This window comes from Alkalimonas sp., assembly GCF_020831925.1.
Taxonomy (GTDB): domain Bacteria; phylum Pseudomonadota; class Gammaproteobacteria; order Enterobacterales; family Alteromonadaceae; genus Alkalimonas.
Window position 1 is genome coordinate 16,041 of the sequence record NZ_JAFIFQ010000004.1, and the last position, 23,248, is coordinate 39,288.

A 23,248-nucleotide genomic window follows, 5' to 3' on the forward strand; every position below is an offset into this window, starting at 1 on the left:
CTTCTACTCCTAGATCACCACCAGTTCGCCATGAATGGCACCGGCTTCTTTGAGCGCTTCTAAAATCGCCATCAGATCGCCTGGCGCTGCCCCCACCGCATTGACGGTACGAACCAGATCATCCAGGGTCACGCCGGGGTCGAACTTAAACATCCGCGAACGCTCAGGATTCACATCGATGATGGTGCTTTCTTCTATCATGGTTTCACCAGCAGCAAAGGGGTTAGGCTGAATCACCCTCGGATTTTCAGCAATGGTCACGGTTAAGCCGCCATGAGTCACTGCAGCCGGGAAAAGCCGTACTTCTTTTCCAATTACGATGGTGCCGGTTCTGGAGTTGATAATAATGCGTGCGGAGTTGCTAGCTGGCTCGAAAGTCAGGTTCTCTAAAGTCGACAAATACGCTACCCGCTGACTCATATCTCGTGGCGCTCGCACTCGAATAGAGGAGCCATCCAGAGAGTAAGCAGTATCCGGACCGATAAAGGCATTGATGGTCTCGGTCAATCGGCGTGAAGTGGTAAAATCCGGCCGGTGCAGATTAAAAGTAATGTAATCGCCATCAGCAAAAGGTGACGGTACTTCCTGCTCAACAGTCGCACCATTGGGGATACGCCCTACCGTTGGCGTATTTACCAGAATACGTGATCCATCCATGCCTTCCGCACCCAGGCCACTGACAATCAGGCTACCTTGAGCCACCGCATAGACTTCGCCATCCAGCCCCACCAAAAAGGTTTGCAGCAAGGTTCCGCCACGCAAACTGCTGGCACTGCCAACCGAAGAAACCGTGACATCAATGCTCTGACCTGGCTTGGCAAAAGGAGGTAGTTCGGCATGCACCGCCACAGCGGCCACGTTTTTTATCTGTGTTCGACTGCCAGGCGGCAAATTAATGCCGAAGTTGGACAACATGGCCCGAAAGCTTTGCTCGGTAAAGGGGCTCTGCTCACCGGTCCCCGGCAAACCCACCACCAGGCCATAGCCTACCAGTTGGTTACTGCGAACGCCTTCTACGTCCGCGACATCTTTCACCCGGGCAGCCTGTACTGTGCTGGTCACCAGTAAAAAGCCAAGCAGTATTAGTCGTTGCCAGAAGTTCATACACTACCCTCAAAATGGCCAGGCTGGCCCTGAGAAGAACCGGGTAAGCCAACCTGGAGATTGACCACCATGAAATGCACCGGTACCACTGTATTCAATACGGGCATTGGCAATTTTATTGGATTCTATGGTGTTATCGCGCTCTACATCTTCTTGCCGGATGATGCCCGTTAACCGGATAAACTCTCTGCCAGTATTGAGCTGTAGCCATTTCTCACCGCGAATTAGCAAGTTGCCATTAGGTTGCACTTCAATCACATTGACCGTGATATCCCCGGTCAGGCTATTGCTCTGATTCGATTTGGCATCGCCTTTAAAATCATTGCTGCTGTTGGTACCTAGCTGAATAGTATTCAACTGGCGCCCCCCTAAGCCAACGATGGGATCAATTTGGTTGCTACTGTCACGTTGGGTTTCAGTGCGGGCATTTTTTGACGCCTGAGTTCGCTCTCTGAGCACAACCGTAATAATATCGCCCTCGCGACGGGCGCGACTATCCGAGTACATGCTGTTGGCATAGCGTGCCTGGAACAAGGAACCATTACGCTCAATGGCTCTGGGCGCAGGTGCCGGCGGCATCGGCGCATAAAAAGGATCGTCCTGCTTGGGCGGCTGCATACTGGAGCAACCAGCCAGCAAGAGTCCACAGGTAACCGAAGTTAAAACTCGCATCACCGCCTCCTTCAATTAAAGTTGTTGAATGGCAAAGCCAAGCATCTGATCCACCGATGAAATGACTTTGGAGTTCATCTCATACACCCGTTGGCTTTCAATCAAGCTAACCAGCTCTTCAGTGACATTGACATTGGAGGTTTCCAACGCTCCTTGCACAATCAAGCCTAACCCCTCTAAACCTGGAATGCCCTGCACCGGATCGCCACTGGCCGCCGTTTCGCGAAACAGGTTTTGCCCAATAGGCTCCAGACCAGCCGGATTGATAAAGTTGGTCACCGTGATCTGCCCTAGCACCGCATTATCGGCCTGGCCGGGGATCCGTGCTGAAACCTCACCATCTTGCGATACGGTAATACCTGTGGCTTCAGGTGGTACCACAATGTTTGGCTCAAGCTGAAAACCTGCGCCAGAGGTCACCATATTGCCATCCTGATCGACGGTAAACTGGCCATTACGGGTATAGGAAATGGTGCCATCAGGCATCAGGATCTCAAAAAAACCATGCCCCTGAATCATCAGGTCAAGGCTATTTTCGGTGGTAATCATGTTGCCCTGAGTAAAATTTTTCTGAGTTGCCACCACCTTAGTACCAGCGCCTATCATCAGGCCATTGGGCAGCTCGGAGTTTTGCGATGAGCGACCACCAGGCTGGTTGACATTCTGATACAGCAAATCTTCAAACACCGCCCGGCTCTTTTTAAAACCAATGGTGCTGGCATTCGCCAGGTTATTTGAGATAACAGAGATATCCCGTTGCTTGGCATCTAAGCCCGTTTTACTTATCCACAATGCTGGATGCATGATTGCCTCCTTCGCTTAACCCATGATGTACAGAAGCGAATCTTGCTTCTGATCGATTTGTTGCGCGTTCTTCATCATTTTCACCTGCATTTCAAACTGTCGTTGCAGGCTAATCATATGTGTCATTTCTGCCACCGCATTGACATTGCTGCGCTCCAGCGCGCGGTTAATCAAAACCACCTCCGGACTTTCCAGTTCAACCACACCATCTTTGCGCCGGAACAAGCCATCCAGGCCTTTTTCAATGTCTGCAAGCTCTGGGTTCACCAACTTTATGCGGCCGACCTCAAACAACGCTTCAGCCGGTGCGCCTTGGGGCAACACACTAATAGTCCCATCCTGGCCAATTTCGACTTTGGCCAAAGGCAAAGGAAGTTGGATCGGTCCATCTTCCCCAATCACCGGCAGGCCACTGGCGGTTTCCAGCATGCCAAAGGCATTAATTTGCAAACTGCCTGCCCGACTGTAGGCTTCAGTGCCATCAACCGATTGCACGGCAAACCAACCATCACCTTTAATGGCAATGTCCAGGTCACGTTCGGTCATCACCAGGGGCCCAGCGTCAAAATTATGACCAGGACGCTCTGTCATCGAAAACACCCGAGTCGGTAAACCGGCACCAAATGCCTGCATAGCTCTGGCTTGTTCAAAATCCGCTTTAAAGCCCGTAGTACCGACATTGGCCAGGTTATTGGCCCGCACACTGATGGCATGCTGATTTTCTTTGGCTCCGCTCATGGCGATATAAAGCAAATTATCCATCACGGCCTCCTGCTAATTGGCGTGGTTGTGGCTGCTAGCTTTAATCAATGCAAAACAAGTGCCATAACATGCTATGTGGTGTAAAAACAACAAAGCCACCCGCAGGTGGCTTTGAAAAGCGAAATTGAATGGATTAACGGATCTGCAGGATGGTCTGCTGCAAGGTACTGTTTACCTCTAGCGCCCGCGAGTTGGCCTGGAAGTTCCGCTGAGCACTAATCAAATCCACCAGTTCGGTTGTCAGGTTCACGTTGGATTGTTCGAGTGCCGAAGAGTTGATCGCACCAAAGGTACCCACATTGGCCTGTCCGGCAATCGGCTCACCCGAAGTAATGGTCTGCTGCCAGGAAGTATTACCTACCTGCTTTAACCCCTGCACATTGGCAAACTGTACCAGAGTCACCTGAGCCAGATACTCTTCATCACCATTGCTGTAGGTGGCCAGCACCCGGCCAAAAGCATCGATATCCACCCCGGTAAGATTACCAACAGTAGTACCATCCTGGCTCAGGTTGGTGACATCAAAAGGTGCAGCATACTGTGTTGGTGTACGGATACCTGCTGGATCGCGGAAGTTAATTACCACGTCCGTCAAAAACTCAGCACCATTGGTTAAGTAGCCATTTACCGGATCATTCAGAGTAGCTGCATCCAGCGCCAATACTGGGGGTGTTGGTGGCGGCCCTGGAGGAATGATCAATTCACCACTGGAGTCAAATTGAAGGTTAGTCGGTCCAAAAGGGGCAGCCGTCACATCATCCCACACGGCAAATACTTCCCACTCACCAACAGCTGCCTTACGGAAGTACATAGACAGAATGTGCGGCTCGCCTAAACTATCGTACACCGTTACCGAGGTTGAGTGGCTGTACGTCGCTGGATCCGTAGGTTCAAAAGTGGTGGTATTAATCAGCTCGGATGAATTCAGGTTTGCCGTAATAAACACATTATTGGTCGCACGCGGTGCACCAGCCGTAGTTGGAATTGAAATCGGTTGTGTCGTACTCAAACTCACCGATTGATTCTGACCAGTGGACGGATCTACGCTAAAACCCTGCAAATAATTGCCGCGGTTATCGACAATAAAGTTGTCTTTATCCAGTTTAAAGTTACCGGCCCGGGTGTAGGTAAAGTCGCGTGACAAACGGTCCGGCGTAGTGGCAAAGAAACCTTCACCAGTAATCGCCAGATCGAGCGAGTTATTGGTAAACTGCAACGAGCCTTGGTTAAACTGCTGTGCCACCACCGAGGTTGTCACACCATCCCCTACTTTGGTTCGGCCGGAGGCAAAAATCGAGGTTGCATACACATCAGCAAACTCAGCCCGAGACTCTTTAAAACCGGTGGTATTGACGTTGGCTATGTTATTTGCGGTAACGTCCAGATCTTTTTGTGCTGCGGCCAGGCCGCTTAACGCGATATTAAAACTCATAACTCACCTCTCATCCAAGGCTATGGCAGCGGCCATTAACCGTAAGAAATCTCACGTACATCTGCTAATTTAAAGGCACCCAAGCCAACCAGGTTCAGGGTTATCCCTTTGCCAGATTGACCTAAACTGACACTGGAGACCGGTGCATACACCATCACCGGTACCGACTGATTCTCACCACCCATATTGGCATCTACTTTGATCTTGTAGACCCCAGGTGGCATGTCCTGATCCTTTGAGTTGGTACCGTCCCAAACAAAGTCAAACTTACCAGCCGCTACTTCAGGAATAGTGATGGTTTGCACCAATTCCCCATTGGGCTTTTCGATACGTACCCGCACATTGGTCGCACGCTGTTCAAAATCAATGATGCCACGCGATAAATCCTGGCCGGTAAAGACCATCTCGGAAGATGGCACCAATACACTACGGCCAACCAATGATGAAGCTTGCAACGCCTGATTCGAGCTCATGCTCTCAGCAAAGCTTTTGAAGTTGGTATTCAGTGAGCTGATGCCATCCGCCATGGTAAAATTGGTCATCTGTGCAATCATCTGATCATTCTCGACCGGCTTCGTCGGATCCTGAAACGCCAGTTGTTGCGTCAGCAAGGCAAAAAAGTCAGCCTGGGTCAAAGCACCATTATTACGCTCTGGTACTTTATTGTCGTCCTGCCAGTAGAGGTCCCGGCTCAAGCCATTGGTTGCATTGATGGTCATCACTCAGCCCTCATTACTGTTGCTGACCAAGACGCAGCGTCCGGATCAACATTTTCTTGGCCGCATCCGCGGTATTCACATTGGTCTCATACGAGCGGGTAGCTGATATCATATTGGCCATTTCTTCCATCACATTGATGTTTGGCTTGTAGATAAAACCATTCTCATCAGCCAATGGATGATTTGGGTTGTATTCCATATTCAGCGGTGCATCCGACTCCACAATGCCCAGTACCTGCACCCCGGAAACCTCACCTTGCATCCGCTTAGCCTCGGCCAGCTCTGCGGCAAACACCGGATGCCGACCGCGGTAGGTTTGCTCGATGCTGCTACTAACACTGTTGGCATTGGCAATATTACTGGCGGTAGTATTGAGCCGGACTGACTGGGCAGTCATGCCACTGCCGGCGATATCAAATACTTTGAAAGAGCTCATGGTTATTGTCCTTTCACTGCTTTTTTCAAACTGGTGATCCGGCCATCCAGAAACTGCAAGCTGGTGCGATAAGCCAAATCATTTTGCATAAACAAATTACGCTCACGATGAATATCGACGCTGTTGCCATCACCAGTATCCGGTTGGTCCGGGTTGCGGTATTGCATCTCTTTACGCACCGAACTATCGATCGCAAAATGCTTTTCATGGGTACGGGCAGCTGCCCGGCTCTGCCTGTGCTGTGTATTGGCAAGCACCTGCTGAAAATCAATGTCGCGCGCTTTAAAACCCGGCGTATCAGCATTGGCAATATTCTCGGCCAGCACCTGGGTGCGCTTTTCACGAATCACCATCGCGTCAGGGTGCATGCCAAAGGCATTTTTAAAACTGATTGACATGATATTTGCCTCACCTCCATCCTTCTGATGAAAACAAAGCAAAAGGCGGGCCAAATATTTTTTCAGATGCTATTTAGGTGGGTATAAAAGGTGTTAAGCCTTTTTACGATAGATGATGCCAGGGTTACAACGAATCATCTCGAAGTCGGAGTTGACGCTGGATAGCGACTCGGAAGCGCCTAAAATCAGGTAGCCGCGCGGTGCTAAAGCACCGGCAAACTGCCGAATAATCTTGGCTTTCACCTCTGGAGAAAAGTAAATCAATACATTACGGCAAAAGATAATATCGAACTTACCCAGCAGTGCGTAACTATCCAGTAAGTTCAGATGGCGGAAACTGACATTCTTCCGCACGGCAGCTTTTAGCCGCATCATGCCGTTGCCACTGTCTTCAAAAAACTTAGCCCGCCGCTCAGGCGATAATCCACGCGATAATGCCAGGCCATCGTATTCAGCACGCTGGCAATGTTCCAGCATGGTATTGGAGATATCGGTTCCAAGCACATGCAGCCCCAAGCTAAAAGCACCCGGTCGGCTTTGCTGGTATTCAAGACCGGTCATGGCAATGGAGTATGGCTCCTGACCTGAAGAACTGGCTGCCGACCAGATTTTTAAAGTACGGCTGGTTTTTTCCAACTCAGGCAGAATTTGTTTCTTTAACAATTCGAATGGATAGGTATCACGAAACCACAAAGTCTCATTGGTCGTCATCGCATCTATTACAGCAGAACGCAACTGGCGCTCAAAGGGACTAAGGGTTTTTGCTACCAGCTCAGACAAAGATGATACATTGAAACGAGCCATCAAAGGACCAAGCCGGCTTTTCACCAGATACTGCTTGTTCTCGCCCAAAACAATACCGCATTGCTGCTCCAGGAAGTCACGGAACACCTTGTACTCGCTGTCTTGCAGCTCACGATTTGGCATCGATTGGTTCCTTAACTGCCATTAATCCACATGCAGCCACTTCTGAACAGATTCGGCCAGCTCATCGGGGTTAAACTTGGCGATGAAATCATCTGCCCCTACCTTTTTTACCATCTGCTGATTAAAGACACCACTTAAAGAGGTATGAAGTATCACATGCAGCTTTTGTAGTTTTGGTTCAGCTTTCAGGGCAGCGGTCAGGGTATAACCATCCATTTCCGGCATTTCAATATCCGAAATTAACAAGCCCACTTTTTCAGTAATCGATGACTCACAATCGGCTGCTGTTTGCTGCAAAAACTCAAAGGCTTCACGACCATTTTTCACCAGGTGCATTTTTACACCCAGATTTTCCAGAGCTTTTTTCACCTGATTTCGAGCGACTGCCGAATCATCAGCAATCAGAATGAAGCGCTCCCCCAAATCATGCTGGACACTATCAATTGAAATATCTTTGCTTAAACTGGTTGGTGAAGGGCTAATTTCTTCCAGAATTTTTTCCACATCCAGGATTTCAATCAACTCGCCATCCACCTCAGTCACTGCGGTCAGATAGCTCTGCTTACCGGCTGTTCCTTCCGGTGGGGCCATAATGGAATCCCAGTTGATATTAATAATGCGCTCAACACCTTGCACTAAAAAGCCCTGGACGGAGCGGTTGTACTCAGCAATCACAACGAAACTCGTTGCTAAATCGGTAACCGGCTTACCGCCAATCGCCAAGCTTAAATCAATCACTGAAATGGTTTGACCGCGAACATGAGCAATGCCACGCACCCATTTATTACGTTTTGGTAGCGCCGTTAAATTAGGGCACAGCAATACTTCGCGTACTTTAAAGACATTGATCCCATAGCGCTGCTTGCCAGGAAGGCGAAACAGCAGCAACTCCAACCGGTTTTGTCCCACCAGCTGCGTGCGTTGATTTACGGAATCTAAAATACTTGCCATCTGCGGCTCCTGTCATCGGGCAAAGAGGATCGATTCTTGCTATTCCACTACCACGAGGCGCTTTCGATTCAAACCGCCTGAATTTTGACACTGGTTTTATTACAGAAACTCGTCACTAAGCATAGCCGAAACCTTATGAAAATGTACGATAAAATCTGCTGCATTGCCAAAATTATCCTGCCAATCGTGGTTATTTTCACCACTATAGCAGTAAAAGCCGATGCACCGCTCCATCAGTATTCGACAGAGGAACTGACTGAACTGGCATTGCAATGGTTAAATGAAACGCAACAGCAAGATGAACAAGCAGAGCGTGAGTGGCAACTGCAAGGCTTAGATCCCCGTATCGGGGTAAAAAGCTGTGCTGCACCATTAGAGCTAAGCCTGCCTGGTGCCCTGCGCAATCGCCAGGCCACGGTACAAATTCGTTGCGAAGCCCCTCAACCCTGGCAACTCTTTATACCGGCCCGCTTCACTGACCTGGTCACAGCGGTGGTTGCCCGGCAAAACTTATCGCCTGGTACTCGGTTAACTGCCGACATGCTGCAACTGGAACAACGCGAACGGCGCTTGCAGCGCGGTACACCCGTTGATAACCCTGATTTTATTTTAGGTGCCCGTAATCGCAGAGCTATTAGCCTGGGCCAAATTGTCAGTCTGCAGGATCTTTGTCTTGTATGTCGTGGCGATGTTGTTACAATTCATGTAGATCATGCAAGCTTAAGTGTCAGCGCCACAGGCATTGCCGAGCAGGATGGTAGCCTGGGTGATTTGATTCGGATACGAAACCGTCAATCAAATCAGCTGATTGAAGCCAGAGTCACGGCAGTGAATGAAGTAAAGGTACACTTTTAATCATTCAGAGAAAAAAATTCTAAAGTTTTCTGTATCCCTGCCGTTAGTATGAGCATAGGGAGTTTGATCAGTAGGTAGAGGTTTCAGATGGTCAGTCAAATTAACAACACCCCGCCAGCCAACGCTGGCAATCAGGTAAAAAAAGAAACGGTTGAACAAACCAACCAAAGGCAGCAGGTTACGCAGCAAAAACAAGCTGGCGCTACCCCACAGCCGACGGCTCCGCAAGCCAAGCAGGACTCTGTGTCAATCACGCCACAGGCCAAGCAAATGGCGCGCTTGCAGGAAAAAGCCAACAACAGTACTGGCATAGACCAGGAAAAAGTTGAAAAAATTAAACGGGCTATTGCTGATGGCAAGTACCAGATTAATGTCGAGCAGTTGGCCAAACGCATTATGCAATTTGAGAGCGAAATTTTTCGTAAAAACTGATGACAGCCACTGATCTGAACACCCTACTGTTACAGCAAAAGGAGCACCTGAATGTGCTCCTTTCGTTATTGCGGCAAGAAATTGCCGCTATCGCTAGTCGTCAGCCAGATGAATTGGAAAGCCTGGGACAGCAGAAAGTCGCTTGTCTGGAGGCCTTGCAGCAACTTGATCAGCGCATTGCTGAGCATTCACAGCTGCAAGACGCAAGACAAACAGAAGATTTCCAGCAAGCCGTGTCGGAAATGGATCAGCTGCTGGCCAGCTGCAAACAGCAAAATGAAGTGAACCGCCTTGCACTGGAACAAAGCCAGCTCAACTTGCAGCACTTTAAAAATGAACTGCTGCAGCTGCATGGTAAATCAGGACTAACTTACGATCGTAAAGGCAAACCTGCGGTCGATCACAAAGGCAAAGGCTTTAAAGCCTAAGCATCTTTTTGCAATACCTACTTAGTAATAGCGTACATGCCGAATACGACGTTGTGGCTGCTGCGCCTGATACAGCTCATAGACATCCCTAAAGTCCAGCTCCAGCTCTGTTGCATAGGCATCCCCGACCGGATAACTTTTCACCACCCGGGCTCCCCGAATCACCCCCTGAACTGAGGCTCTTAACTGCTCATTACGAACCAGCAGTTGCTGCATGCTGGTATTGGCATCAATGCGCTGACCATAGACTTGCTCTGCCAACTCACGGTAAGCATCCAGCTTGGATGCCTGTAATGCCATCAGCATTTTATGCTGCTCGTTTTCTCCTGGTTGCAATGATAAAGGTGCATAGCCTACAGCCCGAAGCACCGGGAACTGCTCTGGTGGGACAGTTTCCCACTCCACATGGCGATCTGCTACCAGACTGCAAGCCGACAACAGCAGTGAGCTGCAAATAATCAGGATTTTGTTCATCATCAATCTCCACAGGTGATACATTTTTAAAAGCAAAACACGCGCCAACTTGCCTTAACGAGCCTGGTTTTGAGAACAGTGGTACACAACTTGCTTTTTCAATCGTCAGAGACCAAATAACGTCAAAAGTCTGGCATAGTTCAGTGCTGAGGAAAATCATCATGCGAATGCTGTTTATTGGGCTAGGGTTGCTGCTTATCAGCTTGAGTGCTGCAGCCGACTGGGTTGAAGCCAGTGGTCAGGCGGTGATCCGCGGTGGTGACGAAGCCGAAGCCCGCGCCAGAGCAACCGAGGATGCCGTCCGGCGAGCCTTGCTTTATGCAGGTGCCTCCATCAGCAGTGTGCAGCAGGTTACTAATGGCTTGCTGACTGAAAGCTCTATGCAATGGCAAAGCCATGCGGAAGTTAGGCAAATTGAAGTGGTACGTGAGCAACGTATTGGCCGTACACTGGAAGTAACCATTCGGGCCGATATCTTTCCGCAGCATGCTCAGTGCCAAGGTGCAGGTTACAAAAAACCGCTGCTGGTTAGTCCCTTTGCCCTGCGCCACCCCCAGCAAAGTGTCATTGGCGATCTACAAAGCATTGGTGAAGTCAGTGCCAGAAAGGTGCACCAACAGCTGCAGGGATTATCCCATAGCACTTTGCCAGCCTGGCTGGACTATCCGGATCTGAACCGCCACTTGTCCACGCGCGAACGCAGCAGTTTATTGCAGCAAACTAACGCGGATTATCTGGTCACTGCCAGTATCGAAGATGTCTCTTTGGGTGAGCGGACAGATATGAACCTGCGGTTCTGGTCAGATGCCAGGCGCGAACGCTTTTTTCATATGCAGCTCCAACTTCGGCAGTTAAGCACTGGCAAGGTGCTGTTTCAACAGGAATACCGTACTCAGGCGCGCTGGGATTACCGTAAACGCACCAGCATCTCCCCGCTTGATCATCGTTTTTGGCTAACCAGCTATGGCGAAGCCATCACTCGGGTGCTGGATGCAGCTGTGATTGATATTGAAGATGCTATGCGCTGCGAGCCCTTCATCGCTGCCATCACCGAAGTGGGCAACAATCGGATCCAGTTACAAAGTGGGCAAAATGTCGGACTTAGCCGTGGTGATGAACTGACCATCTTGTATCGTCAGCACGGTATTCAAGGAGACAACACCCGCTTTCGCGTCAGCCCACTGACTGTCCGCATTACCGATCTTGGCTACGACTGGGCCATTGCCGAAAGCGTGGGTGAGCGCTTACTCAGCAATGTACAAGTGGGTGATGCCGTGACCAAACTAACTCCCTAGCTAATCAAAAATATGGGCGAGCCCTGCACCTTTCATTCAAATTTATGGAAACATCCTTTACAGGCCTGACCATTATCTGTACAATTCGCGCCTCCACTTGGCAAGTCAGCTGAAAAGCTGCACACGCAAAGTCATGGGCCTAACGGAACTCTGTTTCTATGGTAGCCAGACCGCACATTATCAAGCGTCTACTTGCCTCGATGGAATAACACTGTGTTGCTGGCCTTGGGGCCAACACATCGATTTCCCACCAATGATCGGGGTACAGATCCACATGGTATCAAAAATCAAACAACTTAGTCTGGGTGTATTGCTGGCAATGAGCGTCACTGCAGCGCAGGCGGAAATTCGCTTCAACGGTTTTGCATCCATTCAGGCAGGTAACACCCTTTCCAGCTCTGATCGCCTCTATGGCTACGATAACGAAGTCGACTTTAAAAACGAATCTCTGTTTGCCTTACAGGCCCAGGCTGACCTTGGCGATCGTTTGTCCGTGACCGCTCAGCTGATGGGCCGTGGTGCCAATGATTTTAATGCCGAATTTGAATGGGCTTACCTGACTTATGAGCTGAATAGCCAGACCCGCATCAATGCAGGTCGCCTGCGCACGCCTTTCTACCGTTATTCCGACTTTATGGATGTGGGCTACGCCTACGACTGGGCCCGGGTGCCAAGCTCAGTCTACAACCTTGATTTTAATAATCTGGAAGGGATTTCTCTGGTCCGCTTTGGTCAGTTAGGTGAGGTAGATTCTACACTGCAATTGATTCTGGGAAGCTACAGCGGCACCACCGCCATTACCCCGGCCCCAGCTGATGCAAATATTGAACGGATTGCCGGTGCTACCTGGGAGCTGGTACAGGGTAATTTTAGTGCTCGCGTAGCTTATTTAACTGGCAAGCTGACGCTGGTTGATCAAGATGGCGAACTGTCCGGCTTGCTGAGTTTGCTGGAACAATCCGGTTTCGCTGCTACGGCTAACCAAATCCGTATCGATGATGCCAGCAGTGCTTTTATGGGCCTGGCATTAGGTTATGATAACGGCAGCCTGGTGCTTAGTGGTGAAGTGGTCCGTGCCCGGGTGAAAAATACCGTGATCCCAAGTCAGAATGGCTATTACCTGTCGGCTGGTTACCGCATCGACAGTTTCACGCCTTTTGTCAGCTTCGAACAGCGTGATAACGATGGCAAGGCAGAAATTTATCAAGCCTTGGCCGCCGAAAATCCATTCCGCCCAGCTGTCACAACAGTAGTAGAATCCTTCACCACCAAACGTGACACCTGGAATATTGGCAGCCGCTATGATTTCCATCCGTCCGCCGCACTGAAAGTGCAGTTTAGTTCACAAAAAGACAAAGTAGCCGATCGTCGTGATCAGCTGCTGACTGTCGGCATCGATTTGGTCTTTTAAGGAGCTATCTATGAAAAAGTTTTTGCTTGCCAGCCTGGCGCTTGCTTCATCCGTCTGTGCTGCTGATATTGCGATTATCGCTCACCCGGCAACGGCTGAAGTCAGTATGGAAGAAGTATCCCGTATTTATATGGGCCGTGCCGGCAGCCTGATGCCGGTTAATTTGCCGGAGAACAACCCACTGCGCGATCAATTCGAGCAAGAAGCTTTAGGCCGAAGCCCGGCCCAAATGAAAGCCTACTGGTCCCGGCTGGTTTTTACCGGTAAAGGCCGGCCACCGGTTGAAGTCGACTCAGTCGCGGCTAAAATCGAATTTGTTGCCGCCAACCCGAACAGCCTGGGCTATATCCCAGCCAGTGAAGTGACCGATCAGGTACGGGTCATTGCCACCCTTGCCAACTAAGATCCGAGACACAGAAAAACGAATGCCGGCTTGATGCCGGCATTTCTTATGGAGCAAACAGAACAATCACAGCAAAGCAAAACCACTGGCGCGCTGCACCCGCTGCGTTATGGTGCTGGCCAGCACAGCCTCGTTATCGTAAATCAGGCTAAAGGTCGTTTTGGCCCGGGTGATGCCGGTATAAAGCAACTCGCGGGTAAGCACCGGGCTGCTGCTTGCAGGCAGCAGCAAGGCCGTATGCAGGAACTCCGAGCCCTGTGATTTATGCACCGTCATGGCAAAGACAGTTTCGGCGCTGTGCAAACGGCTGGGCAGCACCCAGCGAATGCCGCCTTCCCCATCCAAAAAAGCCACCCGCAGTACTGTCTCACCTTGTTCCTGCACGGGTAAACAGACGCCAATATCGCCGTTCATCAGTTGCACCTGATAATCGTTGCGGGTCATCAGCACCGGCCGCCCCGGATACCAGGCCTGCCCCTCTGGCCTGATCAGGCTATGCCGGGCCAGTAAGCGCTCGATGCGGGCATTCAGGCCCTGTACGCCCCAGTCGCCTTCGCGCACAGCGCCCAGCAGCTGAAAATTACGCTGCAGTGCCAAAATCTGCAGCGCCGCCTGATTCCGCTGCACGGTTTCAGCCTCCGGTGCAAAGGCTGCTACGGCGGTTAAATACGGCCGGTAGCCCGTTAGCAACAACGTCTTAAATGCCTCACTAAAAGGCATGGCAGTTGAAGCAGATGCGCCAGTCGGCACGGCGGACATGCCTTGCTGCAGCAATTGCACCGGGCTATTCGGTTCCGCCGCGATGGCTTTGATGGTCGTTACTGCAGAGCTGCCATCCCCCTCAACGTTATTGCCGTCAACCCCAGCGCCGTCAACAACAGTTCCGCCATGATTCACTAAAGTTGCCAACCGATGAATAGCGCCACCTTCGGTAAAGCGATAGCTGTGACGTAGCATGGCAGTGACCTGCGCCAGCGCCGGTGCGTCTTCTGCTGCAACATAGCGCTCTGGCACCTTAGCCGCGCACAGTTGCTGCAAATAAGCCACCGTGCCTGGCCGGTAGCTGCCTGTCTCGGCAAAGCGGCACAGGTCCCCCAATACCGAACCGGCTTCCACCGATGCCAGCTGATCTTTATCGCCCAGTAAATACAAACGGCAATCGGCCGGCAGGGCCTGCACCAGCGCCGCCATCAACTCCACATCCACCATCGAAGCTTCATCCACCACCACCACATCGGCCGCCAAGGGGTTCTGGCGCTGATGTTTAAAGTGCCGGCTGTCCGGCCGGGCGCCGAGCAAACGATGCACCGTCTGCACCTGGGTCGGTAACCAGGCTTTTAATTGCGCGGGATCTGGTAATGGCAAGGCACTGACATCCAGCTGCTGCAAACTCTGAGCAATGGATTCATTCAGGCGGGCTGCGGCTTTGCCGGTGGGCGCGGCCAGCAGGATCTGCAATGGTTTTTGCTGTCCGGTCAGCTGAAGTCCCTGCAGCAGTGCCAATAGCTTGAGCACAGTCGTGGTTTTACCGGTTCCTGGCCCACCGGTTATAATGGCAAAGCGGCTTCGCACCGCTAAAGCGCAGGCCGCCATCTGCCAGTCAAACGGCGCTGCGCGTTTATCTGCCGGAAAAAACCCCTGCAGCAACAGCGCCACACGATCAACGGCAAGCGGCGCTTCCGGTTGCAAACGCCTGGTAATTTCAGCAGCAATCAACTGCTCGTACTGCCAGTAGCGACGCATATAAAGCAGCGGCTTTTGCGCACTCCCGGCCAGCACAAAGGGGGCATTCGCCCTCGTATGCGCCTGTTGGTCTGGCAGTTGACTGGCCACCAGAGCCGAGCCTTGCAATGCCTGCACCCAATCCTGCACACGGTAAGCACTCAGATACTGCTTTAACTCAGCATCGGCCTGCTGCCAAAGCTCACTGCGCCCGGCCGAAGCTTTGATCTTACTCTGCAAAAGCACAGCACCAATATCCAGGCAAACATGCCCGCGACCATTGGCTTCACTGCACAGCAGCACCGCTAATAGCTCGAGCTCAGTCAACTCTGGCACTTGCCTGCTGAAAAACTGCGCCAGCATCCAATCCAGGCTGCGGATCAGCCCGGCCTGGCACCAGGCTTCGGCCTGCTGCAATAAAGTGGGCAGGGTCGGCGTTCGGCTCTGAGCATTCATGATGTCACCTCACCAGCTGCATGAGCATTTTGCGGCGGTTCACCATGCGTTGGCTCACCCGGCACGAGTTCTCCCCGGAACAAAGCATCCAGCTGCTCTATCAATGCCCGCTCTGGCCGGTACTGCCAAAGCCCGTGCTGGCCTGGCTCGGCAAAGCCACGCACAAACCAGTACCAGGCACCGCCAATATGGCGATCGTAGTCGTAATCGGCTAAACGGCTTTGCAATAAGCGATGCAGCGCCAGCAGATAAAGCACACACTGCATGTCGTAGCGATGGCTCAGCATCGCCTGCTGCATCGCTTGCTGACTGTAGCTGGCGTCTTCATCACCCAGGCTGTTGGTTTTCCAGTCCAGTACATAGTAACGCCCCTGATGCTCAACTACCCCATCAATAAAGCCTTTGATCATGCCGTTTAGCTGCTCGGGTTCGGCGTTAGGACGCACTTCGCCTGGCAACACAAAGCGCTGGATCAGCCGATCGAGCTGAACACTGCTGACCTGCTCACTCGGTAATAAAAACTCCAGCTCCACCGCAATCTGCTCAGGTGCGACGGCCATCAGCTGCAATGGCTGCGCTTCACCATTAAGCGGCACCGATTGCTGTAAAAACTGACACAGCCAGTCACTGAGTGCGCCGGCAGACTCCTCCAGCCCCACGGCCTGACAACGGCTTTGCAGCTGTACCGCCCGGCCCTGCTCATCCTGCACCGCAGCCGCAAAGCCAGACCAATGCTGGCCGGCAGCATCCTGATAGCGATGGGCTGCAGCCCATTCCAGCAAGGCGTGGATAAAGGTACCAAAGGCCGCTCCTTTGGGCAGTTGATGCATCCATTGGCTTGCTGAAGCAGGAAGAGTTAGCCGGGCAGCGTTCTTAGCTGCAAAGGGAGCTCCGGCAGTGGCTGCGGCATACAACTCGGCCTGTAGTGCGGCTTTGGCATCTTCGGGCTCGCTCAAAGGCTCAGCACTGCTCGCGGGGCTACTGGCAAAGTGTTCGGCGGTCTGAGCCTGAAAACGGATGGCTGAGTAACTGGCAATCCACCAGCGCCGATAAGGCGGCAGCTGCGGGCAAGCGGCTGGTTCCAGCTCTGGCAGCGCCTCTGCCGGCTGATAAGGCTCGGCTTCATCAGTTGATTGCAGCTGCAGCACAGCACCTTGACCGGTTAAGGCCTGCAACTGCTGTTGCAACTCGACAGGCTGCTGATACGCTGCCTCCCCGTTGAACAAATAACCAAAAGCGCCCTGATGGTTTTGCATTTTTTTGCCCTGCACACAGACGGCGGCCGTCCCCAGCCAAAGACCATGCCGGGCTCTGGTCAGGGCGACATACAACAGCCGCATGTCCTCGCTAAGCCGCTCATCATCAGCCTGCTGCCAGGCAGCTGGAAAAGCGTCCTTACCGGCTACTTCGGTGCCAGTATGGCTGGCATCCCGGTAAGGCACCTGCCGTACCTTGCCATCGATGGTGCGCCACCCCACCACAAAGGGCAAAAACACCAGCGGGTATTCCAGGCCTTTGGATTTATGAATGGTGATGATTTTGACCAGGGCAGCATCGCTTTCCAACCGGATCACCTGCTCTTCGCCGGGCTCGTCCAGATGCTCGGCCAGTTGGCGGATCAGTGCCTGCTCGCCTTCCAACTGCACCGCCTGTTGCTGCAACCAGTCGGCCAGATGCAACAGGTTGGTCAGTTGACGTTCACCATCTTGCTGGCGCAATAAACGGGCCGGCAGCTGGTAGTGATCAAGCAACTGCCGCAACATGGCCAGCACACCCTGGCTGCGCCAGCAGGCCTGCAAGCGCAAAAAACACTGTACCTGAGCTTCCAGTGCCAGTTCATCCTGCTGCCAGGCCATCAGTTGCTGCAAGGAGAGGCCGAGGCTCGGCGTGGCCAGCGCAGCTTTCACCAGACTTAAGTCCATCGGGCTGGCGCAGGCCCTTAGCCAGAGCAGCACATCCGCCGCTTCGGCCGTGGCGAACACCGAGCCCCGATCGGATAAGTACACCGCCGGTACCTGCAGTTTGGAAAGCTCCGCCTTGATCAACTGCGCTTCCTGCTGGCTGCGTACCAGCACAGCGATGTCTTGCGCTGCCAGCGGCCGGCTCTGTTCGCCCTCAAAGCGGCAACGCCCGGCACTGGCGGCATTGAGCAAAAAAGCAATACGGCTGGCACACTGATAAGCACTGTGTTCACGGTAAGCACTGATGCGCCAGGGCTCCTCGCCGGGGAGATGCTGAATATGCAGTGCCGGCACGGCTTTGCCATCCAGCAACAATCGCTCGTTGCGACCGCTGGCACTGACAGCAGTAAAGGGCAGCGGATTGTCGGTACTGCCTTCGGATTTAAAGCGAAAGGCAGCGCGTGGATGCGCTTCGGCCTGCAAAAACAGTTGATTGCAGGCATCAACCACCGCTTGGGTAGAACGAAAGTTACGGCTTAAACTGTAATGGCGACCCGCTGTATCCTGCCGCGCCTGCAAATAAGTATGAATATCGGCACCACGAAAGCTGTAAATGGCCTGCTTAGGATCGCCAATCAGCACCACAGCTGTGTTGGTGTCGTTGTCGGCAATACGGTAAATGCGGTTGAAAATGCCGTACTGCACCGGATCGGTATCCTGGAACTCATCAATCAACGCCACCGGGAAAGCCGCCCGAATACCAGCGGCCAGCTGACTGGCATGCTCGCCAGCTTGGGTAGGATCCAGGGCACTGTTCAGCTCAGTCAGTAAATCGTTAAAGCCAAGCTGTGCCTGGCGGTTGAGCCGTCGCTTCAGCTCCTGCCGACACCAGTAGAGCGCATGGCTCAATATGCCTTCTTTTAAGCGGATGCCATCACCACCATCAGCACCATCGTCAGCGTCGGCCTGCTGTTGCCACAGCTCAGCCAGCTGGGCCATGCCAACAAAGGCCGGATGATCCGGCTCCGCTTCTGGTGCCTGGCCTTTTTTCCAGACAAAACGCCCGCTGGCAAAATGCGTCATTTTTTTGTCGAAGGCGCCCTGCCCCCGGCTCCACTGTGCCAGCTCGGCCAGCATCTGACGGAATTTTTCATCGGTATTGGAGTAATGCTTCGTGGCATTAAAGCGACTTTGCAATGCCAGCAACTGCTGCTCAAGCTCTGGCCAGTGTTTGGCCCACAGCTGCCGTACCGATGGCTCCACACTGGCAAAGGCAGCCTGCCTGGCTTGCTGTTGTTGCCTGGCTGCGATGGCCTCCGCCAGCAATGACTGCAAGTCGGAGTCCTGTTCCAGTTGAAGCGGCGAGCCGGCGAACAGCAGCACAGGATCGGCCTGGCGCAACAAGGGCAACAGAGCTTTGCGCAACCGATCCGGGTTCAGATAACACTGCTGCACCACAGCGGCCCCTTCGGCCGACAGGGGGTAAAAATGCTGGCGCCAGTAATCTTTGACGATGCCATCCAGCAGCTCGGTTTGATCGGTCAGCAGCTCACGCTGAAACAACCCTCGGCTGTCAAAGGCATGCTCTGCCAGCATCTTATGGCACCAGCCATGAATGGTGGCGATCATGGCTTCATCCATGGCTTCGGCCGCGCGTTTTAACCGCAAGGCACAGCCAGGCCAGGCCTCATCCGGATAACTCAGCACCAGTTGCCACAGCGGATCCGCCTTGGTCGTTTTTTGGCGCAGCTCAGCCGGGGACTGGCGAAACAGGCGGGCCGCTTCAACCAGGCGCTGCCTGATCCGGCTGCGCAATTCCTCCGTTGCCGCCTCGGTAAAGGTCAGTACCAGAATATCCCGTGGCGTTAAAGCCCGGCTAAAGGCAGTGTGCTCATGACCTGAAGTCGTGCCATGGCCCAGCACCAGCCGCACATACAGCAAAGCCAGCGAGAACGTTTTACCGGTGCCGGCACTGGCTTCAATCAGGCGGCTGCCATTGAGGGGAAAATGCAGTAAATCCAAATCCTGTGCTTTCATCGGCGATCTCCTGCAACCGCATACTGCACCACATGCTGCAACAGGGGCACATACAAGGCCTCGCAAAGGGCATCAAAGTCGGCATCGGTGCTGAGTTGATTAAAATCAGGCCAGTAACGCTGCAACATTGGATAGTCCTGCACTTCAGCGGTGATGCTGTAATCGCCCTGAAAGTCGCTGCCTTCGTAGCTTTGGATCGCTGCTTTTTCATCACCACCCAGCAAGGCCAATACAGTTTTACAAGCCAGCGGCAAAGGGCGTTGCAACGCCTGCAGATAAACATCCAGTAATTGATTAAAAAGCTGCGTCGCCAGCGCTTTATCCAGCGGTGCTAAGCGAAAGATCGTATCCGGCCCTATCAGCAGGGTTTCGACAGCACCGGCCTGCTGCGCCAGCAGATGCGCTGGCCAAAAGCGACAGAGGTGATAACTTTTCAGTTGTTTTTTTGCATCAAACAACCGGCTGGGCTGCACCATCAGACGCAGCAAATGGCCATCCTGATGCTTACGAATATCGCTCAGGCTGTCTTCAAACACCACCGGCAGGGTTTCATCCAGCAGTTGCTGCCAGTACAGGGTTTCAGCAACCGGCTCAGATTGCAGCCGCAGCTGTTGCCACTGTGCCAGCAAAGCGGCCAGTTCCTGATTTTTTTGCTGCATCAGTAAATCGCCAAAGCCGCCCATCGGCAAAGCGCCGGCGCGCTGCAGCCGGGCCGTTTCCTGCTGCAGCAGCTGCTCGACGCTCAGTGGCTGACCATCGGTCATCGCATCCGTACTCAGGCCCTGCTCCAACCGGGCGATCAGCGCCTGATCCAGCACCCAACCATCCAGGCCACCGGCAGCAAAAAGCTCGTCGTCGCGCTCACTGTCCGACTCTGTGCCACTGTAGATCCCTAACCGCTTTTGATAGAGCACACGGCCCGGATGCCGTAACAAGCTGGCCAAATCGCTCAGGCGTATATGGGCGGCTTCTAAAGAGAAGCGTGGAGGCAGGGTTTCATCATTTGCCAAAGAAGAGGTCGCATCCAAAGCCGCGCGCCAATCCGCAGCATAGCTGAATAAACGTGGGTCGCGCTTTGGTTCGAAGTAACGCCGGCTAAAAGGCTGCAACGGATGATCCAGGGTCAGTTGCGCCAGCAAGGGCTGAGCCGGATAAGCGGTTTCCAGATAGTCGCGCAACTGGCCAACCAGCACCGAAGGCGGTTTTTCGCTGTTATCCCGGATGCTAAAGCCGACCCAGCTCAGCACCAGTTTGTGACGGGCGGCCAGCAACGCTTCCAGAAACAGGTAATGATCATCGTCCCGGCGCGAGCGATCACCGGGCCGGTAGCCCGCTTGCATCAGATCAAAGTCATTGCGCCTGACCGGACGCGGATAGTCGCCATCGTTCATGCCCAATAACCAAATTTGAGCAAAGGGAATGGCCCGCATCGGCATCAGGGTGGCAAAATTCACCGCCCCGGCTAAAAAGCGCTGCTGCAAACCAGGCTGATCCAGCTCGCTGAGCAGCGCATCGCGCACCACGTCCAGCGCTAATGGCTGCTCGCCCAGATCGCTGTCGGCCAGGTGCTGCTGCCAGCGGCTCAGTTGCTGACGAATACGCTCCTCAGCCTGCTGATCGGCCGGGCTTTGTGGTAAAAAGAATTGCTCCAGCAAGCGCAGCAGCAGCTGTTGCCAGTCACTGGCATGATGAGGATGCTGCAGCTGCTGCCAGCTGTGTTCCAGCGCACTTACCAGCTCGGCCAAAGGCCCAACCAGAGCAGCATCCAACCCGGCCACTTCATCATAAGGCTCAATGTCCTGCCAGGCTTCGCCCTCTCCTGCCACATACCCCAACAGCATCCGCTTTAAACCAAACCACCAGCTGTTTTGCTCCAGTTGCTCGGGCAGACCAAAGGCAGCACGTTGCCGGCCACTGAGTCCCCAGCGAATATTGGCCCCTTCAATCCAGGGTTTTAAACGGGCAACCCCGGCTTCATCGAGGCCAAAGCGCTGTTGCAGCGCTGGCGTATCCAGCAAATCCAGCATGGTACTGACGGTAAAGCGGTTATCCGGCAAACTGAGCAAGGCTTCAAAAGCCAGCAGCAAGGTGTTGCGATGGCGCAGCCCCTGGTCGGCGACAAAAAAGGGCAAATAACGCGGGTCTTCCGGCCGAAAACGCCCAAAGGTAGCAGCGATGTAGGGCGCGTACTGGTTAATATCCGGCACCATCACCAGAATATCGCGCGGCTGCAGCGGCTGGCCCTGCTGCCTGGCCTGACTGAGCTCATGCAACAGCTGATCGTGCAAAACCTCCAGCTCCCGCAACGGACTGTGGCAACGCATAAATTGCAGGCTGTGATCGCTGGCTGGCACTTGCGTCTTCATAGCAGCACGCTCTTCGGCCGAGTGCAGTTCAAGAATATCCTGCTGCAGCTGCTGCAACAACGTCGCTTCACCGGGCGATTCAAACAAATCAATGCGACCGGCAAAATACTGCTGATAACTGCCGCTGTCATCCAGCTCATCCAGCAGGTGCAGATAATCCCGCCCTTGTTTGCCAAGAGCCGCCAGCAAGGGGTTGCCGGCCAGGTGCAGCTGCTCTGCAGATAACTGCGCCAGTGGGTGCTGCGCGGGCCTCCTTGCCCGGCGGTACTCCTGACGCAAGAGATCACGGCCATCAATCAGATCACCCCAATACTGCCGGCAAGGATTACTGACAAAAAGCAGCACCTGACAAAATGGCGACAGTGCATGCAGTGCATCCAGCGTTTGACGGGGCAATGACGAAATGCCAAAGACCACCACCCGTCGGGGCAAGCCGGCCGGTCGTGCTTGCAATTGCTGACAGGCGGATAAAAATTGCTGGTGCACATCGGCGCGGTTTAAGGCTCCGGGCTGCTGGCTTTGGATCTCCTGCTGCAGGTGACGCCACAACCAGGGCTGCCAGAGCTGGTGAGCCGGCAGCGGATGGCCATCGATGCTGTTGTTGCCTTGCTGCCAATGCTGCAACCAGTCGGCCCGGTAGACCTGGTACTGATCGAATAAATCTGCCAGCTGAAACGCCAGCTGATAACAGCGCCTTGGATCGGTTGGGTCTTTGGCCAAAAACCCATACAAGGGTGCCAGCTCGGCCTGCTCCGGCAACTGCTGCAGCAGCCGGTACAAACGCCAGCCAAGCGCATCCTTGTTGTAGGGCGATTCGGCCGGCAAAGCCGGCAGCACAGCACGGTAGGCCTGCCATAAAAACCGACCAGGCAGTTCAGTACAAATCCCGGCAGCAATGCCAAGGCCGCCCTGGGTTTTCGGCGCTGCCAGTGCCAGTTTCAACCACTGGGCAATGCCGTTGCTTTGCACCAAAAAGGTTTCAGTTTCCAGCGGCGACAACGGATAGCGCTGACACCACTGCAACATGATGTCACGCAATTGCTCCAGCCGGTTGCCCTGTAACACCATAAAACCTGTTGGCCAGTCCTGTGCTGTCATCGGATCCCTGTTTTTTCATTGTCATTTTGCGTTTGCCACAGTATGCCATAGCTTCTTGCATTCAATGAATCCCTCCGTGGCAGATTGCAACAAGTGCAAACCGCTAAAAAATTGATTTATGACAGGAAATAACTAAAAGCTGATTGATCCATACACCGAATACTG

General features: G+C 53.2%; 20 protein-coding genes and 1 riboswitch. Of the genes, 6 read left to right on the top strand and 14 right to left on the bottom strand.

Annotation, left to right across the window (positions count from 1 at the left end; genetic code table 11):
- Positions 1-9 precede the first annotated feature (9 nt).
- The 10 genes from JJU14_RS02350 to JJU14_RS02395 all read right to left on the bottom strand — a co-directional run bounded on the left by JJU14_RS02350 (position 10) and on the right by JJU14_RS02395 (position 8,205).
- Positions 10-1,104, bottom strand: coding sequence for a flagellar basal body P-ring protein FlgI (locus tag JJU14_RS02350; RefSeq protein ID WP_228610996.1), 1,095 nt, complete (start codon positions 1,102-1,104; stop codon positions 10-12).
- Positions 1,105-1,113: 9 nt separating this feature from the next.
- On the bottom strand, positions 1,114-1,776 hold the full coding sequence (gene flgH / locus JJU14_RS02355; RefSeq protein WP_228610997.1) for a flagellar basal body L-ring protein FlgH: 663 nt from the start codon (positions 1,774-1,776) through the stop codon (positions 1,114-1,116).
- Between the two features lie 15 nt (positions 1,777-1,791).
- Positions 1,792-2,580, bottom strand: a complete 789-nt coding sequence (flgG, locus tag JJU14_RS02360) for a flagellar basal-body rod protein FlgG (protein WP_091341513.1) — start codon at positions 2,578-2,580, stop codon at positions 1,792-1,794.
- Between the two features lie 15 nt (positions 2,581-2,595).
- Positions 2,596-3,342: a flagellar basal body rod protein FlgF gene (locus tag JJU14_RS02365; RefSeq protein ID WP_228610998.1), complete on the bottom strand. Its 747-nt coding sequence runs from the start codon at positions 3,340-3,342 to the stop codon at positions 2,596-2,598.
- Positions 3,343-3,475: 133 nt separating this feature from the next.
- The gene (flgE, locus tag JJU14_RS02370; protein ID WP_228610999.1) at positions 3,476-4,774 is read right to left on the bottom strand and encodes a flagellar hook protein FlgE; all 1,299 of its coding nucleotides are present in this window, start codon (positions 4,772-4,774) and stop codon (positions 3,476-3,478) included.
- Positions 4,775-4,809: 35 nt separating this feature from the next.
- Complete coding sequence (locus JJU14_RS02375; protein WP_228611000.1) at positions 4,810-5,493, bottom strand: flagellar hook assembly protein FlgD; 684 nt, start codon at positions 5,491-5,493, stop codon at positions 4,810-4,812.
- A gap of 13 nt (positions 5,494-5,506) precedes the next feature.
- Positions 5,507-5,929 (bottom strand): flagellar basal body rod protein FlgC, encoded by a 423-nt coding sequence (flgC, locus tag JJU14_RS02380; protein WP_228611001.1) that lies wholly within the window; start codon positions 5,927-5,929, stop codon positions 5,507-5,509.
- A gap of 2 nt (positions 5,930-5,931) precedes the next feature.
- Complete coding sequence (gene flgB, locus JJU14_RS02385) at positions 5,932-6,327, bottom strand: flagellar basal body rod protein FlgB (RefSeq protein WP_228611002.1); 396 nt, start codon at positions 6,325-6,327, stop codon at positions 5,932-5,934.
- Between the two features lie 93 nt (positions 6,328-6,420).
- Positions 6,421-7,254, bottom strand: a complete 834-nt coding sequence (locus tag JJU14_RS02390; protein WP_228611003.1) for a protein-glutamate O-methyltransferase CheR — start codon at positions 7,252-7,254, stop codon at positions 6,421-6,423.
- Positions 7,255-7,275: 21 nt separating this feature from the next.
- Positions 7,276-8,205, bottom strand: a complete 930-nt coding sequence (locus JJU14_RS02395) for a chemotaxis protein (RefSeq protein WP_228611004.1) — start codon at positions 8,203-8,205, stop codon at positions 7,276-7,278.
- 135 nt (positions 8,206-8,340) lie between these two features.
- Between JJU14_RS02395 and flgA the strand changes: the two genes are divergently transcribed.
- The 3 genes from flgA (at position 8,341) to JJU14_RS02410 (ending at position 9,920) form a co-directional block, all read left to right on the top strand.
- A complete protein-coding gene (gene flgA, locus JJU14_RS02400) occupies positions 8,341-9,060 on the top strand; it encodes a flagellar basal body P-ring formation chaperone FlgA (RefSeq protein ID WP_228611005.1) in 720 nt (239 codons plus the stop codon).
- Positions 9,061-9,147: 87 nt separating this feature from the next.
- A complete protein-coding gene (gene flgM, locus JJU14_RS02405; RefSeq protein WP_228611006.1) occupies positions 9,148-9,492 on the top strand; it encodes a flagellar biosynthesis anti-sigma factor FlgM in 345 nt (114 codons plus the stop codon).
- Positions 9,492-9,920 (top strand): flagella synthesis protein FlgN, encoded by a 429-nt coding sequence (locus tag JJU14_RS02410; RefSeq protein ID WP_228611007.1) that lies wholly within the window; start codon positions 9,492-9,494, stop codon positions 9,918-9,920. Before flgM ends, JJU14_RS02410 begins: the two co-directional genes overlap by 1 nt.
- Positions 9,921-9,941: 21 nt before the next feature.
- Here JJU14_RS02410 and JJU14_RS02415 read toward each other — a convergent pair whose 3' ends face one another.
- Entirely contained in the window at positions 9,942-10,397 is a 456-nt protein-coding gene (locus JJU14_RS02415) for an LPP20 family lipoprotein (RefSeq protein WP_228611008.1), read from the bottom strand.
- Positions 10,398-10,555: 158 nt separating this feature from the next.
- Here JJU14_RS02415 and JJU14_RS02420 point away from each other — a divergent pair, with 158 nt between their 5' ends.
- From JJU14_RS02420 to JJU14_RS02430, 3 genes are all read left to right on the top strand, one after another.
- Positions 10,556-11,689, top strand: a complete 1,134-nt coding sequence (locus JJU14_RS02420) for a flagellar assembly protein T N-terminal domain-containing protein (RefSeq protein WP_228611009.1) — start codon at positions 10,556-10,558, stop codon at positions 11,687-11,689.
- 89 nt (positions 11,690-11,778) lie between these two features.
- Positions 11,779-11,867, top strand: a riboswitch (cyclic di-GMP riboswitch).
- 96 nt (positions 11,868-11,963) lie between these two features.
- Entirely contained in the window at positions 11,964-13,100 is a 1,137-nt protein-coding gene (locus JJU14_RS02425; protein WP_228611010.1) for a porin, read from the top strand.
- Positions 13,101-13,110: 10 nt separating this feature from the next.
- Complete coding sequence (locus JJU14_RS02430; RefSeq protein WP_228611011.1) at positions 13,111-13,503, top strand: phosphate ABC transporter substrate-binding protein; 393 nt, start codon at positions 13,111-13,113, stop codon at positions 13,501-13,503.
- 66 nt (positions 13,504-13,569) lie between these two features.
- Here the strand turns inward: JJU14_RS02430 and recD are convergent, their stop codons facing one another.
- From recD to recC, 3 genes are read right to left on the bottom strand one after another with little or no spacing between them, the layout of a single operon-like run.
- Positions 13,570-15,681 (bottom strand): exodeoxyribonuclease V subunit alpha, encoded by a 2,112-nt coding sequence (gene recD / locus JJU14_RS02435; RefSeq protein WP_228611012.1) that lies wholly within the window; start codon positions 15,679-15,681, stop codon positions 13,570-13,572.
- Complete coding sequence (gene recB, locus JJU14_RS02440; protein WP_228611013.1) at positions 15,678-19,619, bottom strand: exodeoxyribonuclease V subunit beta; 3,942 nt, start codon at positions 19,617-19,619, stop codon at positions 15,678-15,680. The genes recD and recB overlap by 4 nt, the downstream gene beginning before the upstream one ends.
- Positions 19,616-23,083, bottom strand: a complete 3,468-nt coding sequence (gene recC, locus JJU14_RS02445; protein WP_228611014.1) for an exodeoxyribonuclease V subunit gamma — start codon at positions 23,081-23,083, stop codon at positions 19,616-19,618. The genes recB and recC overlap by 4 nt, the downstream gene beginning before the upstream one ends.
- Between the last annotated feature and the right edge of the window lie 165 nt (positions 23,084-23,248).